General features: G+C 60.2%; 18 protein-coding genes. 10 read left to right on the top strand and 8 right to left on the bottom strand.

The window, feature by feature from the left end; translation table 11 throughout:
• Positions 1-85 precede the first annotated feature (85 nt).
• On the bottom strand, positions 86-529 hold the full coding sequence (locus tag ACM6HV_RS23420) for a PilZ domain-containing protein (RefSeq protein ID WP_414905405.1): 444 nt from the start codon (positions 527-529) through the stop codon (positions 86-88).
• On the opposite strand from ACM6HV_RS23420, the gene ACM6HV_RS23415 reads away from it, so the two are divergent.
• The 5 genes from ACM6HV_RS23415 (at position 528) to cysB (ending at position 4,497) form a co-directional block, all read left to right on the top strand.
• Entirely contained in the window at positions 528-914 is a 387-nt protein-coding gene (locus ACM6HV_RS23415; protein ID WP_414905404.1) for a thioredoxin family protein, read from the top strand. The two genes, ACM6HV_RS23420 and ACM6HV_RS23415, sit on opposite strands and share 2 nt — an antisense overlap.
• A complete protein-coding gene (locus tag ACM6HV_RS23410) occupies positions 915-1,871 on the top strand; it encodes a putative 2-dehydropantoate 2-reductase (protein WP_414905403.1) in 957 nt (318 codons plus the stop codon). It begins immediately after the preceding gene.
• A gap of 30 nt (positions 1,872-1,901) precedes the next feature.
• On the top strand, positions 1,902-2,807 hold the full coding sequence (locus ACM6HV_RS23405; protein ID WP_047295477.1) for a 5'-nucleotidase: 906 nt from the start codon (positions 1,902-1,904) through the stop codon (positions 2,805-2,807).
• Positions 2,808-2,905: 98 nt separating this feature from the next.
• Positions 2,906-3,409, top strand: coding sequence for a universal stress protein (locus ACM6HV_RS23400; protein ID WP_041069532.1), 504 nt, complete (start codon positions 2,906-2,908; stop codon positions 3,407-3,409).
• A 113-nt stretch (positions 3,410-3,522) separates the two neighbouring features.
• The gene (gene cysB, locus ACM6HV_RS23395) at positions 3,523-4,497 is read left to right on the top strand and encodes an HTH-type transcriptional regulator CysB (protein WP_007908591.1); all 975 of its coding nucleotides are present in this window, start codon (positions 3,523-3,525) and stop codon (positions 4,495-4,497) included.
• Positions 4,498-4,506: 9 nt separating this feature from the next.
• On the opposite strand, the gene ACM6HV_RS23390 is transcribed toward cysB, so the two are convergent.
• The gene (locus tag ACM6HV_RS23390) at positions 4,507-4,989 is read right to left on the bottom strand and encodes a GreA/GreB family elongation factor (RefSeq protein WP_095668655.1); all 483 of its coding nucleotides are present in this window, start codon (positions 4,987-4,989) and stop codon (positions 4,507-4,509) included.
• Positions 4,990-4,991: 2 nt separating this feature from the next.
• A complete protein-coding gene (locus ACM6HV_RS23385; protein WP_414905402.1) occupies positions 4,992-5,402 on the bottom strand; it encodes a hypothetical protein in 411 nt (136 codons plus the stop codon).
• A 125-nt stretch (positions 5,403-5,527) separates the two neighbouring features.
• Here ACM6HV_RS23385 and earP point away from each other — a divergent pair, with 125 nt between their 5' ends.
• Entirely contained in the window at positions 5,528-6,670 is a 1,143-nt protein-coding gene (earP, locus tag ACM6HV_RS23380) for an elongation factor P maturation arginine rhamnosyltransferase EarP (protein WP_414905401.1), read from the top strand.
• Between the two features lie 48 nt (positions 6,671-6,718).
• Positions 6,719-7,288, top strand: a complete 570-nt coding sequence (locus ACM6HV_RS23375; RefSeq protein WP_003226785.1) for an elongation factor P — start codon at positions 6,719-6,721, stop codon at positions 7,286-7,288.
• Positions 7,289-7,353: 65 nt separating this feature from the next.
• Here the strand turns inward: ACM6HV_RS23375 and ACM6HV_RS23370 are convergent, their stop codons facing one another.
• The 4 genes from ACM6HV_RS23370 to ACM6HV_RS23355 all read right to left on the bottom strand — a co-directional run bounded on the left by ACM6HV_RS23370 (position 7,354) and on the right by ACM6HV_RS23355 (position 10,595).
• A complete protein-coding gene (locus ACM6HV_RS23370) occupies positions 7,354-8,367 on the bottom strand; it encodes an alpha/beta hydrolase (protein WP_239777816.1) in 1,014 nt (337 codons plus the stop codon).
• 33 nt (positions 8,368-8,400) lie between these two features.
• Entirely contained in the window at positions 8,401-8,820 is a 420-nt protein-coding gene (locus ACM6HV_RS23365; RefSeq protein ID WP_105343275.1) for an organic hydroperoxide resistance protein, read from the bottom strand.
• A 270-nt stretch (positions 8,821-9,090) separates the two neighbouring features.
• The gene (locus tag ACM6HV_RS23360) at positions 9,091-9,555 is read right to left on the bottom strand and encodes a MarR family winged helix-turn-helix transcriptional regulator (protein WP_414905400.1); all 465 of its coding nucleotides are present in this window, start codon (positions 9,553-9,555) and stop codon (positions 9,091-9,093) included.
• Positions 9,556-9,638: 83 nt separating this feature from the next.
• Positions 9,639-10,595, bottom strand: coding sequence for a LysR family transcriptional regulator (locus ACM6HV_RS23355; RefSeq protein ID WP_145594105.1), 957 nt, complete (start codon positions 10,593-10,595; stop codon positions 9,639-9,641).
• A gap of 112 nt (positions 10,596-10,707) precedes the next feature.
• Between ACM6HV_RS23355 and ACM6HV_RS23350 the strand changes: the two genes are divergently transcribed.
• Positions 10,708-11,457: a sulfite exporter TauE/SafE family protein gene (locus tag ACM6HV_RS23350; RefSeq protein ID WP_145594102.1), complete on the top strand. Its 750-nt coding sequence runs from the start codon at positions 10,708-10,710 to the stop codon at positions 11,455-11,457.
• On the opposite strand, the gene ACM6HV_RS23345 is transcribed toward ACM6HV_RS23350, so the two are convergent.
• The gene (locus ACM6HV_RS23345; protein WP_047295460.1) at positions 11,447-12,301 is read right to left on the bottom strand and encodes a LysR substrate-binding domain-containing protein; all 855 of its coding nucleotides are present in this window, start codon (positions 12,299-12,301) and stop codon (positions 11,447-11,449) included. The two genes, ACM6HV_RS23350 and ACM6HV_RS23345, sit on opposite strands and share 11 nt — an antisense overlap.
• 96 nt (positions 12,302-12,397) lie before the next feature.
• Here ACM6HV_RS23345 and ACM6HV_RS23340 point away from each other — a divergent pair, with 96 nt between their 5' ends.
• A complete protein-coding gene (locus ACM6HV_RS23340) occupies positions 12,398-12,619 on the top strand; it encodes a DUF1127 domain-containing protein (protein ID WP_007964812.1) in 222 nt (73 codons plus the stop codon).
• Between the two features lie 64 nt (positions 12,620-12,683).
• Complete coding sequence (locus ACM6HV_RS23335) at positions 12,684-13,910, top strand: winged helix-turn-helix domain-containing protein (protein ID WP_414905399.1); 1,227 nt, start codon at positions 12,684-12,686, stop codon at positions 13,908-13,910.
• Positions 13,911-13,925: the final 15 nt, after the last annotated feature.

Here is a 13,925-nt window from a genome sequence, read left to right as displayed (position 1 = left end):
CGCGGCGGAGCACAGCAGATTTAAGCGCGTCGGGGAGCCGAACCTTAGCGCGTCAGACGCGGCTCGACAATGGGCAAGCGCCGCTTTAATCCAGCACTGGCTGGGCAAAAGCCTTGTGCACGCTGTCGTGGGAGAACTCGGTGGCGTGTTGTTCGACCCATTGCAGGGCCAGCGCCTGAATATCCTGCAGGTCGTCATGGGCCTCGTTCATGCGGCAATAGCGTTCGATCTGGCACACCTGTTCGCCCATCCGGGCGCTGAACAACGTCTGCTCATCAGTGAACGCGATCCCCACCAGATAGCCCTTTTTGCGTCGCAGGCACCACGCCACATAGCCCGGAAAACAGAGGTCGGCATTGAGCGTCGGCAGGCGCACTTCAAGGGCGGTGCCGTGGCGCCAGGCGCGGTGATAATTGCAAGCGATCCCGCCGAGGCTGATAGTGTGCAGCTGTTGCCTGGAAATACACTCGGGCTTGAGCAAGGTTAATTCAACCGGCACTTCGTCCGGATGAGGAATGAAACGTCCCATGAGCACAGACTCCCTGTGTCGGCCATTTGACATTGTTTCCCCCAGTATAGTGGTCGAATCCGAGCTGACCGATTTCGACGCCGACCAGCGGCTGCTGGCGATGAGCGGCGTTTCGCTGGTGATTTTCACCAGTGTCGGCTGTTCCAGCTGCCGCTATGCCAGAGAGGTGTTGCCCGGGTTCGCGCTGGCGGTTGATCGCCTGTGCTGGATCGATGCGGGCGACAACGGCGGGCTGGTGGAGCGCTATCAGGTTTTTCATTTGCCGGCGCTGTTTGTGGTGCGCGACGGCGAGTTCTTTGGGGCATTGCACACGCGCCTGACCGCCGCTGCGCTGAACGCGGCAGTTACGCAGGCGTTGAGTCGAATTGCAGAGGAGTTGCCATAGATGGTGGGAGCAGACAGCAAACCGGTGATCGGGATTATCGGCACCGGCGCAATTGGCGGGTTTTACGGTTTGATGCTGGCTCGGGCCGGTTTCGATGTGCACTTTTTACTGCGCAGTGAGTTTTCAGCGGTGGCCGAGCGGGGGTTGCAAGTGGACAGTGCCGTGCATGGCACGCTGACATTGAACCCGGTGCAAGCGTATGCCAAGGCCGAGGACATGCCGGCCTGCGACTGGTTGCTGGTCGGCGCCAAGACCACCAGCAGCGCGGGTCTGGCCCCGGCGATCATTGCCACGGCCAGGCCCGGCGCAAAAGTGCTGGTGCTGCAGAACGGTCTGGACGTCGAAGACAGCCTGCGCGAGTGGCTGCCCGACTCCCTGCATCTGCTCGGCGGCCTGTGCCTGATCTGCGTGCATCGCGAAGGCCCGGGGCACATCACTCATCAGGCGCTGGGGGCGGTGAACGTCGGCTATCACAGCGGCCCGGCAATGGACGATGCGGCGCGCATGACGCTCGTTGAAGAGGGCGCCAGTCTGTTCCGCGCCGCGGGCATCGATTCGCAGGCGATGGCCAATCTGCAACAGGCACGCTGGCAGAAACTGGTGTGGAATATTCCTTACAACGGTCTCTCGGTGCTGCTCGGCGCCGGCACCACGCCGCTGATGGCCGACACCGACAGTCGCGCGCTGATTAAGGCGTTGATGGCTGAAGTGGTGCAGGGCGCCAAGGCCTGTGGTCACGACATGCCGCCCGGTTACGCCGAGTACCTGTTCACAATGACCGAGAAAATGCCCGACTACTGGCCGAGCATGTACCACGATTTTCTGCACAAACGGCCGCTGGAGCTGGAAGCGATTTACGCCCGGCCATTGGCCGCCGCCAAGGCGGCGGGATGTGAATTGCCGCGAATCGAAGCGCTGTATCGCACGTTGGGGTTTATCGACCGGCGCAACACCTGAGTCGGTTTTTTGCGAGAGTGGGGGGAAGGCATGGCCAAGAACATCGATGACAAACTGGTGCTGGCGATCTCGTCTCGCGCCCTGTTCGACCTGAGCGAGAGTCACAAGGTCTACCTGTCGAGCGGCGTCGAAGCCTATCGGCAATACCAGATCGAACACGAAGACGAAATTCTCGCGCCCGGTGATGCGTTTCCGCTGGTGGAAAAACTCCTGAGCCTCAACAGTCGCCTCGACCGCGCCCGGGTCGAGGTGATTCTGGTTTCGCGCAACAGTGCCGATACCGGCCTGCGCGCGTTCAACTCGATTCATCACTACGGGCTGGACATTTCCCGGGCGGCCTTTGTCGGCGGACGCAGCCCGTATCCGTATCTCAAGGCCTTTGGCTGTGACCTGTTTCTGTCCACGCACGCTGAGGATGTGCGCGCCGCACTGGATGCCGGATTTGCGGCAGCAACGATTCTGTCCGGTGGCGCCAGCCGTGCCGCGAGTGATGAGTTGCGCATTGCCTTCGACGGTGACGCGGTGTTGTTCTCCGACGAGTCCGAACGCGTTTATCAGTCCGGCGGGCTGGAGGCGTTCCAGGCCAAGGAGCGCGAGTCGGCACGCGAGCCATTGCGCGGTGGGCCGTTCAAAGGTTTTCTGGCGGCGCTCAATGCACTGCAACGCGAGTTCCCCGAGGACGACTGCCCGATCCGCACGGCGCTGGTCACCGCGCGTTCGGCACCGGCCCATGAGCGGGTGATCCGCACCTTGCGCGAGTGGGATATCCGCCTCGACGAGTCGCTGTTCCTCGGCGGTCTGACCAAATCGGCATTCCTCGAAGCCTTTGCCGCCGACGTGTTTTTCGACGATCAGGCCGGACACTGCGAGCTCGCCCGTGAAGTGGTCGCCACCGGCCATGTGCCGCATGGCATCAGCAACGAAACGTCGATCTAAAGCCCCTGTGCTTCAAGACGTTGCGTCGCACGTCGTAGTCGCCAAGGCACTGCTAAGCTGAATCAAATCTCCGCCATGTTGGCACGCGAGGAGGTCATATGATTCGTTCGATGCTGTATGCCACTGACCTCGGTCTGTACGCACCGTTAGTGATGCAGCATGCCCTGGCACTGGCGCGGACATTCAATGCCGACTTGTACGTGGTGCATGCAGTGGAGCCCATGGGGCTGTTTGCCGAGTCGGTGTTGCAGAGTTATCTCGACGAACAGGCATTGAACGAATTTCACAGTCAGGGTCTGAAAACTGTCATCGCCAGTATCGAGCAACGGGTGCTCGACAGTTTTCGCGAAGAGCTGGGCGACGAGGGCGAGCAGGATCTGCAGCGGATTTGCGCGGTTCGGGTGGTGCAGGGCGATCCGGCGCAGGTGATTCTCGACCAGGTGCAGAAACTCTCTGTGGATTTGCTGATCGTAGGCACTCACAGCCACGGCGTAGGGGCGGAAACGCCTCTGGGGCGCACGGCGACCCGGGTCCTGCAATTGGCCAAGGTGCCGGTCTATCTGGTGCCGTTGGTGGAGCGTCGGCGCCGGGGGGATCGCTGAAGCGGGAATAATGGCGTTTTGATAAAAAAGTTCTAGATTTATTCATCAAACCATTAATATAGTTATATACCGTCGCTGATGCCCGTGGCGTCTACCTGCTTTGAGGGATACATATGAAGCTTCAACAATTGCGCTACATCTGGGAAGTGGCGCACCACGACCTCAACGTTTCCGCTACCGCCCAAAGCCTTTACACCTCGCAACCGGGTATCAGTAAACAGATCCGTCTGCTGGAAGACGAACTTGGCGTTGAAGTGTTCGCTCGCAGCGGCAAACACCTGACCCGCGTCACCCCGGCCGGCGAGCGCATCATCACCACCGCTGGCGAGATCCTGCGCAAGGTCGAAAGCATCAAGCAGATCGCTCAGGAATTCTCCAACGAGAAGAAAGGTACCCTGTCGATCGCCACCACCCACACCCAGGCACGTTACGCATTGCCGCCGGTGATCAGCAATTTCATCAAGCAATACCCGGACGTGGCGCTGCACATGCACCAAGGGTCGCCGATGCAGATCGCCGAGATGGCCGCTGACGGCACGGTCGATTTCGCCATCGCCACCGAAGCGCTGGAGCTGTTCGGTGATCTGGTGATGATGCCGTGCTATCGCTGGAATCGTTGCGTGGTCGTGCCTCAGGGCCACCCGCTGACCAAGTTGCCGAAGCTGACCCTCGAAGCGCTGGCCGAATATCCGATCGTGACATACGTGTTCGGTTTCACCGGCCGTTCGAAACTCGACGAAGCCTTCAGCCATCGTGGCCTGACGCCGAAAGTGGTGTTTACCGCCGCCGACGCCGACGTGATCAAAACTTACGTGCGTCTGGGTCTGGGTGTGGGCATCGTCGCCAAAATGGCGGTCGACACCAAGCTCGATAACGACCTGGTGGTGCTGGATGCCAGCGAACTGTTCGAGTCGAGCATCACCAAGATCGGTTTCCGTCGCGGTACTTTCCTGCGTGGTTTCATGTGCGACTTCATCGAGAAGTTCGCCCCACACCTGACCCGCGAAGTGATGGCCAAAGCCATCCAGTGTCACAACAAGCAGGAACTGGAAGAGCTGTTCGACGGCGTCGAACTGCCGGTCCACTAAGACCCTGCCTCAAAGCACCTCGGTGACAGCAAACTGTTGCCGGGTGCCTGCCACCAGAATCTCCACCTCATCGCCCTCGAACTTGCCCAGCAGGCCTTTGCCCAGCGGCGAGCGTGGGCTGATGACAGTAATCGGCTGACCCACCACATCGACTTTCAGGCCCGCTGCATCCGGGGCCAGAAACAGCCATTGTTCGCGACCCTTTTCGTCTTCCAGGCCGAGCAGGGCGCCGATCTCGATGCCGCGATTTTCGTCGTAGGCGCGCAGCGTCAGGTTCTGGCATAGCGCCAGTGACTGACGGATTTCCTCGACCCGTTTCGCCTGACCCGCCGCCAGATAGGAAGCCTCAAGTCCGAGGGTGTCGTACTTGTTCTCGGCGATGTTCTCTTCGTGGGTCGCGGTTTCATAAGCGGTCTGCGCGGCGCGCTCGGCGATGTCGAGGTCGACGCGCAGTTTGTCGAGGATCAGTTGGTGGACGGTGTGCTTGTTCATGATCAATCGCAGAATTGCAAAACGTTGGTGCGGCTCTTTTCGCTCGGCGCGGTCTGGTCCTGTTGCAGCCAGAACTGGCATTTCGGATTCGACTGGTTGCGACTGCTGCCGCGAGCCTGATCCAGCCGTGCCTGCTGCTCGTTCTTGCGCAGGTTTTCTTCGTACTGCTCGAACAGCGGACTCTGTGGCGGAATGTCCGGTTGCACCTGGACGGCCGCTGGCGGCTTGGCCAGTTGCTGCACGGCCTGGGCAACCGGCGCCAGTTGTTCGGTCAACACAAAACGCGAAATCAGCCAGCAGGTCAGGGCGATGGCCAGAAAGCCCAGCCACATGCCCAGGGCAATACTGCCGGTCAGTTGCAGCGCGCTAAGCTGAACGGGCAAGGGACGACGCGGGTTGGGACGATAGGGCATGGCTGCCTCCTGGCGGATGATTGCGGGCAAGTGGCGATTGTCGCACGAAGATTAATCGCCGTCGGCTCTTCTGCGCGAGGTCATTTATGCGGACAATCAGCGCTTTTGCCAACGGGAGTCTTTGCATGCCGGTACCGAACACCCGCTGGGATATTTTTTGCACCGTGGTCGACAACTATGGCGACATCGGCGTGACCTGGCGTCTGGCCCGGCAACTGGTGGCCGAACATGGACTGGCAGTGCGCTTGTGGGTTGATGACCTGCGCGCCTTCGAGCGTATCTGCCCCGAGATCGACATCCACCTTGCGCAGCAATCGCAGCAGGGCGTTCAGGTATGGCATTGGCCGAGCGACTGGCCGCAGACGGAGGCAGCGGACGTGGTGATCGCCGCGTTTGCTTGTCAGTTGCCAGCTGCTTATATGGACGCCATGGCCGAGCGGCAACAGCCGCCGCTGTGGATGAACCTCGATTACCTCAGCGCTGAAGACTGGGTCACCGGTTGTCACGGTTTGCCGTCGGTGAAGTACAAGTCGGTGCAGAAATTCTTTTTCTTTCCCGGATTTCGACCGGGGACGGGCGGCTTGCTGCGTGAAAGCGGTCTGCTTGAGCGGCGTCGGCGATTTCAGCAAGACGCGGCGGCACAGCGCCAGTTTCTGCAAGGCTTGGGCGTAGATCGCGCAGCGGATGCACTGCTGATCTCGTTGTTCGCCTATGAAAATGCCGGGCTGGACAGTTGGCTGGACGTGCTGGCGGCCGATAGCACGCCGACCCATCTACTGGTGCCGGAAGGGCGGATTCTCGGTGACGTCGCACGCTGGCTCGGGGTCGACTCTCTGGCCGTTGGCGACTTGAACGTGCGTCAGGCGCTGACGGTGCAGGTGCTGCCGTTCGTTCGTCAGGATCAATACGATCAGCTGCTGTGGTGCTGCGATTTCAACGCAGTGCGCGGAGAAGACTCGTTCGTCCGTGCACAGTGGGCCGGGCGACCGATGCTCTGGCACATCTATCAGCAGGATGAAGACATCCATCTGGACAAGCTCGACGCCTTTCTTGCGTTGTATACGAAAGGGCTTTCGCCGGCCGCTGCCGAGGCGATGAACGGTCTGTGGCGGGCCTGGAGTGCCGGGCAACCGATCGGCGAGCACTGGCTCAAGGCCCGTAAACACTGGTCAGAACTGCAGGAAAACGCCGAGCAATGGTGTCTGGAACAAGGCTTGCAGGCGGATCTTGCCACGGCGCTGGTACAGTTTTACCTAAATTGGATATGATACGCGGCCTAGATTTTTGTAAATCCCATCCAAATTCGGATATTCGCAATGAAAACTGGTAAAGAACTCAAACCCGGTACCGTGATCCGTATCGACAACGATCCTTGGCTGGTTCAGAAAGCTGAATTCACCAAGTCGGGCCGTAACAGCGCGATCATGAAGACCAAGCTGAAGAACCTGCTGACCGGTTACAAGACCGAAACCGTTTACGGTGCGGACGACAAGCTGGACGACGTGATCCTGGATCGTAAAGAAGCCACCCTGTCTTTCATCAGCGGTGACACCTACACGTTCATGGACACCACTGACTACACCATGTACGAGCTGAACGCCGAAGACATCGAAAGCGTTCTGCCTTTCGTTGAAGAAGGCATGACCGACGTTTGCGAAGCCGTGTTCTTCGAAGAGCGTCTGGTGTCCGTAGAACTGCCGACCACCATCGTGCGTCAGGTTGACTACACCGAAGGTTCCGCTCGCGGTGACACTTCCGGCAAGGTGATGAAGCCTGCCAAACTGAAGAACGGTACCGAGCTGTCGGTGGCTGACTTCATCGAAATCGGCGACATGATCGAGATCGATACCCGCGAAGGCGGTTCCTACAAAGGCCGTGCCAAATAAGCACTGCTTTTTACGGAAAGAAAAAGCCCGACCATTGAGTCGGGCTTTTTTGTGCCTGATGAAAATTACTTCTTCAGGTGCTGTTTCAGTTCTTCCGAAGCCTGCAGCATCGCCGAACGCACCGCCGGTACCTGGCTGACCACGTTGAGCAAACCGTAGTCGTGGATCATGCCGTTGTAGCGCACTGAGGTCACCGGCACGCCGGCTTCGTCGAGTTTACGGGCGTAGGCTTCACCTTCGTCACGCAGCACGTCGGCCTCGGCGGTCTGGACCAGTGCAGGCGGCAGACCTTTCAATTGCGCGGTGGTTGCACGCAGCGGCGAGGCGTAGATCTCGTTGCGCTGATTGGTGTCGGTGGTGTAGTTGTCCCAGAACCACTTCATCATGTTGCGGGTGAGGAAGTGCCCCTCGGCATACTGGTTATACGAACCGGTGTCGAAATTGGCATCGGTTACCGGCCACAGCAGTACCTGAAATTTGATCGCCGGGGTGCCTTTGTCTTTGGCCATCAAGGCGACGACTGCCGCCATGTTGCCGCCAACGCTGTTGCCCGCCACCGCCAGACGCTTGCCGTCGACGTTGATCTCTTTGCCGTGTTCGGCCACCCATTTGGTCGCGGCGTAAGCCTGGTTGATCGCTACCGGGTAATGCGCTTCCGGCGAAGGGGTGTAATTGACGAACACCGCCGCCGCCCCCGAACCGGCCACCAGATCCCGCACCAGACGTTCGTGGGTCGGGAAGTCCCCCAACACCCAGCCGCCGCCGTGGAAGAACATGAACACCGGAAGCTCGCCCTTGACCCCGGCCGGCCGGACGATGGTCAGGCTCAACGGTTGGCCATCGACCTGAATAGTCTTCTCGCTGACGTCCGCTTTGGGCAGCGTCAGTTTGACCCCGGACTGCGCGCCTGTCAGCACGGCGCGGGCATCCTTGGGTGTCAGCTGTTCCATCGGTTTGCCAGTGCCGGCATTCAGTACATCGAGGAATGCCTGGGTGTTGTGTTCAACCTCCCCGGCAAATGCGCTCTGGATGGACAGGGCGAGAAGGGTACCGGTCAAGACTTTGCTGAAAGTGTTCATGTTCATTTCCTGTACGGGCCTGAGTGTCAGTGATTACACGGTGACGTGCAGACGCACATCGACGTTGCCGCGAGTGGCGTTGGAGTACGGGCAGACCTGGTGGGCAGCGTCGACCAGGCTTTGTGCGTCAGCCTGTTCCAGGCCCGGCAGATTGATGTGCAGGTCGATGTCCAGACCGAAACCGCCAGGAATCTGGCCGATACCGACGTGAGCGGTGATCGAGGCATCGTCCGGGATTTTGCGTTTGGTCTGACTGGCAACGAATTTCAGGGCGCCGATAAAGCAGGCCGAGTAGCCGGCAGCGAACAGTTGCTCCGGGTTGGTGGCTGCGCCGCCGGCACCGCCGAGTTCTTTCGGAGTAGCCAGTTTGACGTCGAGGACGTTGTCGCTGGAGATCGCACGACCATCACGGCCGCCAGTGGAGGTTGCGATTGCGGTGTAGAGCGTTTGCATGGTGTGAGCCTCATCAAGTGTGATTGTTGCGCTAATTGTTTGCGCGCTAACTAGGTGCGAGGTAAATGTACTTCGCTAATATTTTGCGCGCAAGATAAATTTTTGAAGAAAGCGCGGATCGGCACTTGGATTGTGAAGTGTCGTGATCTCAAGCTTTTGATATATAAGGTTTTTTTAACGTGAAACGAGAGGAAAAAATTTTCGGGGGATAAGCGGGGAATGTGCGATTCGCCTGCAGGCGCAAGGCTGCGCCTACAGGGAAGGGGAGTCTTAAGCGAGGCTGTCCTGCAAATGTCCACGCAATGCCTGCAATTCAGCTTGCAGGTTTTGCAGGCGCTCCAGCGTGAAGCCACTGGCCCCCAGGATGCATTGAGGCACGGCTCGGGCCTTGTCTTTCAAGGCGCGCCCCTGTGCAGTCAGTTCAACGATCACCACGCGTTCATCCTCACGGCTGCGGGTTCGGCTGAGCAAGCCTTCACCTTCCAGCCGCTTGAGCAGCGGGGTCAGCGAGCCCGGATCGGTCAGCAGGCGCGTGCTGATTTCTCCGACGGTCAAACCGTCCTTCTCCCACAGCACCATCATCGCCAGGTATTGCGGATACGTCAGGCCAAGCGCTTGCAACAGCGGCTTGTAGACCTTGGTCATCATCAGCGAAGTGGAATGCAGGGCGAAGCAGGCCTGATTGTCGAGCAGCAGGTCTTCGCAGTGGTCGGTGGTGTCGCGGTCGGTGGTCATGTCAGTGCCTTGAACGGTGATGCAGATGAATCTAGCGCTCGAATCTTTAATGCGCCAGACAATTGTGCCCAGTGGCGGATCGGTCAGTGCCGGCCCAGCTCACGTTGCAGGGCTAGATCCCATGGCGGCACGGGGCTGAAACGGGTCTTGAGGTATTCCAGCAGCAGGCGGCTGCGGGAGCTGGCCTGTTGCTCCAGCCGCAGCGCATAGATGCCGGTGCTTTCCGGTTTCGGCAGGCCGTTTTCACAGAACAGCGGCAGCAATTCGCCGCGCAACAGGTATTCACTGGCCAGCCAGGTCGGCAGATGCGCGATCCCGAGTCCCGCAAGTGCTCCGCAAACCAACGCCTCGGCGTTGTTGGCGCTCATGCGCACCCGCGCCGGGCGGTGCAATTGCATCTGTCCGTTTTGCTCGAAACGCCAGGCGAAGGGCGGGGCGAGGCCGTCCCAATCGAGGCCGTCATGCTCGCTCAATAGTGCGGGTTCGCTCGGCACGCCCCGGCGCTTGAGATAGTCGGGGCTGGCGCAGGCGATGCGCACCATGCTCGCCAACGGAGTGGCCACCAGCCGGGTGTCGGCCATCTGCCCGGCACGCAATACCAAGTCGACCTTGCCCAGGTTTGAACCGTCCATGTCGACGAAGCTGTCGATCAGATGCAGTTGCACATCCAGCCCCGGATACAGCACCAGAAAATCGGCAATCACCGGCGCCAGATGTCGGCGCCCGAACGCCGCTGGCGCATCCACCCGAATCAGACCCTCCGGCGCGCTGCTCAGAGACACCGCTTCAGCCCGGGCCAATTGCAGCTCGGCAACGATTCGCCGCGCCCGTTCGGCAAATGCCAGCCCGGCCGGCGTGGCGCGCACCGCGTGAGTGCTGCGGATGAACAACTGGCTGCCGACCGCGCTTTCCAGACTATCGATGCGTCGGGCGACGGCGGATGGCGTCAGCGGATGTCGACGCGAAGCCGCAGAAAAGCTCCCGCTCTCCAGCACATCGAGAAACAGCCCAAGTTGTTCGGTCAATTGATTGGGATTCATGAATCAGCTCAGTGCCTATGCGGTTTTGGCACAGCCATTGTGCGTTGCTGTGCGTTTCCGTGCCAGCGCCGACTGCGTAGGATGGGGCGCCTGACGTCTGAGGAATAACGCTGTGATCGAGTTTTTGCTGTACCTGCTGTTTGGCGCCGCCCTCGGCACATTGGGCGGGATCTTCGGCATTGGTGGTGGTTTGATCGCCATTCCGCTGCTGGGCGTGTGGTTCGGCCTCGATCAACAGATCGCCCAAGGCACGGCGCTGGTGATGGTGGTGCCCAACGTGATGCTGGCGCTGTGGCGTTATCACCAGCGTAATCGCATCGAACTGCGCCACGCGCTGCCGCTGGCGATCATGGGTTTTTGCTTTGCGTGGATCGGTTCGATCTGGGCGGTGGGCATTGATGCGCAAACCATGCGGATCGGTTTTGTCGCTTTCCTCGTGGTGCTCTCGGCGTACAACCTGCTGAAGATGTTCGGCAAAAAAACGGCAGTGAGCTCAGAGATGCGTTACTCATGGCCATGGCTGGGTGTGCTTGGCGCGGCGTCCGGAACCATGGGCGGTCTGTTCGGTGTCGGCGGGGCCGTGGTGGCGACGCCGGTCCTCACCAGTCTGTTCGGTACTAGCCAGGTGGTTGCTCAAGGCCTGTCGCTGGCACTGGCGCTGCCCAGCACCGGCGTGACCCTGGTGACCTATGCGGTGCATCACGAGGTCGACTGGATGATCGGCCTGCCCCTGGCCATCGGCGGTCTGGCGAGCATCAGTTGGGGTGTGAAAGTCGCCCACGCCATGCCGGAAAAACTGCTGCGCGGGCTGTTCTGCGGTTTCCTGGTGCTGTGTGCGGTGATGCTCGCGTTTAAAGTTTGAAGCCTTCGACGATGTGCTCGGCCAGGCATTCGGTGATCGGCGACGGGTTGTTCAGGTTGCGGATCAGCATGATGCTGGCCTCGGGCAGCAGCGGCAGGTCTTCGTTGGCTCCGAGAATACGCATGTCCGGGGTGATCAGGCTTTCCAGTTGCGCGGTGATCGCCAGACCCGCGCTCACCACCGCCATCAGTGCCGACAGGCTGGTGCTGTTGTAGGCGATGCGGTAATCGCGGCCCATCGCGTCGAGCGCATTGCAGGCCCACAAGCGGCAGAAACAATCACTGTTGAACATCGCCAGCGGCAGCGGCGTCTGCTCGTGCGCGCTGAAGTTTTGCGCCTCGGCCCAGACAAAACGCTCTTTGCGCAGCAACTGGCCGATCTCGTTGCCCGGCTCGCGGGTGACGATCGACAAGTCCAGATCGGTGCGCTGCAACAGCTGTTTGCTGGACTCGCAATGCACTTCGATCTGGATCAGCGGGTAGAACTGCGCGAATCGCGACAGGATCCCCGGCAGAAACCGCATCACGTAATCGTCCGGCGTACCGATGCGCACGGTGCCGACCATGTGTGGCTCGCGCAGGGTGTTGAACACTTCGCTGTGCAATTTCAGGATGCGTCGCGCATAACCCAGCAACACTTGGCCTTCGGCGGTCAGGCGTACCTGGCGGCCGTCGCGCTCGAACAGCTGACGCTGTAACACGTCTTCTTCCAGACGCTTCATCTGCATGCTCACCGCCGATTGCGTGCGGTTGACCATTTCGCCGGCACGGGTGAAACCGCCCTGATCGGCAATCGCGACGAAGGTGCGCAGGACATCGGTATCGATACTGGGGTAGGCCGACAATTGATGAATCTCCGTGATGAATGCTATCAGAAACATTCGTTGGATTGATCTTAGCGCCAGCGCGAGACTTGAGCCATCCACAAGGAGGGCAACACGATGAAAGGTCAAAGAGAGTATGTAGACGACACAAAATTTTCCGGCCACGGCCATATCGTTTCCGATCTGCTGCACAAGTTCAGCCGCTGGTACGAACTGCACCGTGAGCGCGAGTTGCTCGCCAGTCTGAGCGACGAAGCGCTGAAGGACATCGGGGTCAGTCGGGCCGACGTCGAGCACGAGGCCATTCGGCCGTTCTGGGACGATCCGATGCATAAATGATCGGCGCCTTACTACACAAACCACTTTCAGGTGAGGTAGGTTGCGAGCAGACAAGGAGATGTTTATGCCCGCGACTCTGGCCTTTTCTCTCAAACAGGCGCGACGTCTGGCGCTGGCCGCCCAAGGATTCAACGGGCGCCAGCCGCCAACCGTCAAGGCGCCGCAGCTCAACCGGCTGATCGAACGGCTGGGTCTGCTGCAGATCGACTCCGTCAACGCCGTGGTGCGCTCGCACTACCTGCCGCTGTTTTCCCGTCTGGGTTCCTATTCCGCCGATTTGCTCGACCAGGCCGCCTGGAGTTCGGGCCGTCGGCGCACGCTGTTCGAGTACTGGGGTCATGAAGCGTCGTTGCTGCCATTGACCATGTATCCGTTGATGGGGTGGCGCATGCAGCGGGCGAGGAATGGCAGAGACATTTATCAGCAACTGGCAAAGTTTGGTCTGGAGCAGCAGAGCGTTGTGCGCCGGGTTCTGAGTGCGGTCGAGGAGCGCGGTGCATTGGGTGCCGGCAGCCTGTCGACCCGCGAGGACAGGGCCGGGCAGTGGTGGGACTGGAGCGCGGAAAAGCACGCGTTGGAATGGTTGTTCGCTGCGGGTGAAGTGACCGTGGCCGGTCGGCGCGGTTTCGAGCGTTTGTATGATTTGCCGGAGCGGGTCATTCCGTCTTCGATTCTGCAACAAGCGTTACCTGACGAGGCTGAGGCGCAGCGTGGCTTGTTGCTGCACGCGGCGCAGGCACTCGGCGTCGGCACGGAAAAGGATCTGCGGGATTATTTCCGCTTGAATCCGTCTGATGCGCGCCCGCGTCTGGCGGAGTTGGTCGAGAATGGGCAACTGCAGACCTGTGAAGTCGCCGGTTGGCGACAGATCGCCTACTGCCTGCCGGAACCGAAGGTGCCGCGCAAAGTGGTTGCCAGTGCACTGTTGTCGCCGTTCGATTCGTTGATCTGGGAACGCAGTCGCACCGAGCGGCTGTTTGATTTCCGCTATCGGTTGGAGATCTATACGCCGCAAGACAAGCGGGTCTATGGCTATTACGTGCTGCCGTTCTTGCACAACGAGCGGATTGCCGCGCGGGTCGACCTGCGTGCCGAGCGAGCGTCGGGGCGCCTGGCGGTGCACGCGGTGCATGAGGAAGAAACGGGACTGGACGAGGCGGGGATGCTGGCCTTGGCGCTGAACTTGCGACAGATGGCGGATTGGCTGGGGCTTGGGCAGGTGCAGCTTAATTGTCAGCGTGAGAGTGCGGCGCGGTTGCGGGTGGCGTTGGCGCAAATTGAGGGTGCCTGAACGACCTCATCGCCA

It is taken from the genome of Pseudomonas sp. IT-P260 (assembly GCF_949768395.1).
Taxonomy (GTDB): Bacteria; Pseudomonadota; Gammaproteobacteria; order Pseudomonadales; family Pseudomonadaceae; genus Aquipseudomonas; species Aquipseudomonas parakoreensis.
Note: the sequence above shows the minus strand (reverse complement) of the source record. Positions and strands in the feature narration are given on the sequence as shown.

Excerpts from the sequence above, each read along its gene's own strand:
- ACM6HV_RS23375 (WP_003226785.1), top strand. The coding sequence starts at position 6,719 with ATGAAAACTGGTAAAGAACTCAAACCCGGTACCGTGATCCGTATCGAC.
- ACM6HV_RS23370 (WP_239777816.1), bottom strand. The coding sequence starts at position 8,367 with ATGAACACTTTCAGCAAAGTCTTGACCGGTACCCTTCTCGCCCTGTCC.
- ACM6HV_RS23390 (WP_095668655.1), bottom strand. The coding sequence starts at position 4,989 with ATGAACAAGCACACCGTCCACCAACTGATCCTCGACAAACTGCGCGTC.
- ACM6HV_RS23405 (WP_047295477.1), top strand. The coding sequence starts at position 1,902 with ATGGCCAAGAACATCGATGACAAACTGGTGCTGGCGATCTCGTCTCGC.
- cysB (WP_007908591.1), top strand. The coding sequence starts at position 3,523 with ATGAAGCTTCAACAATTGCGCTACATCTGGGAAGTGGCGCACCACGAC.
- ACM6HV_RS23415 (WP_414905404.1), top strand. The coding sequence starts at position 528 with ATGAGCACAGACTCCCTGTGTCGGCCATTTGACATTGTTTCCCCCAGT.
- ACM6HV_RS23365 (WP_105343275.1), bottom strand. The coding sequence starts at position 8,820 with ATGCAAACGCTCTACACCGCAATCGCAACCTCCACTGGCGGCCGTGAT.
- ACM6HV_RS23360 (WP_414905400.1), bottom strand. The coding sequence starts at position 9,555 with ATGACCACCGACCGCGACACCACCGACCACTGCGAAGACCTGCTGCTC.
- ACM6HV_RS23355 (WP_145594105.1), bottom strand. The coding sequence starts at position 10,595 with ATGAATCCCAATCAATTGACCGAACAACTTGGGCTGTTTCTCGATGTG.
- ACM6HV_RS23410 (WP_414905403.1), top strand. The coding sequence starts at position 915 with ATGGTGGGAGCAGACAGCAAACCGGTGATCGGGATTATCGGCACCGGC.
- earP (WP_414905401.1), top strand. The coding sequence starts at position 5,528 with ATGCCGGTACCGAACACCCGCTGGGATATTTTTTGCACCGTGGTCGAC.
- ACM6HV_RS23420 (WP_414905405.1), bottom strand. The coding sequence starts at position 529 with ATGGGACGTTTCATTCCTCATCCGGACGAAGTGCCGGTTGAATTAACC.
- ACM6HV_RS23385 (WP_414905402.1), bottom strand. The coding sequence starts at position 5,402 with ATGCCCTATCGTCCCAACCCGCGTCGTCCCTTGCCCGTTCAGCTTAGC.
- ACM6HV_RS23400 (WP_041069532.1), top strand. The coding sequence starts at position 2,906 with ATGATTCGTTCGATGCTGTATGCCACTGACCTCGGTCTGTACGCACCG.
- ACM6HV_RS23335 (WP_414905399.1), top strand. The coding sequence starts at position 12,684 with ATGCCCGCGACTCTGGCCTTTTCTCTCAAACAGGCGCGACGTCTGGCG.
- ACM6HV_RS23340 (WP_007964812.1), top strand. The coding sequence starts at position 12,398 with ATGAAAGGTCAAAGAGAGTATGTAGACGACACAAAATTTTCCGGCCAC.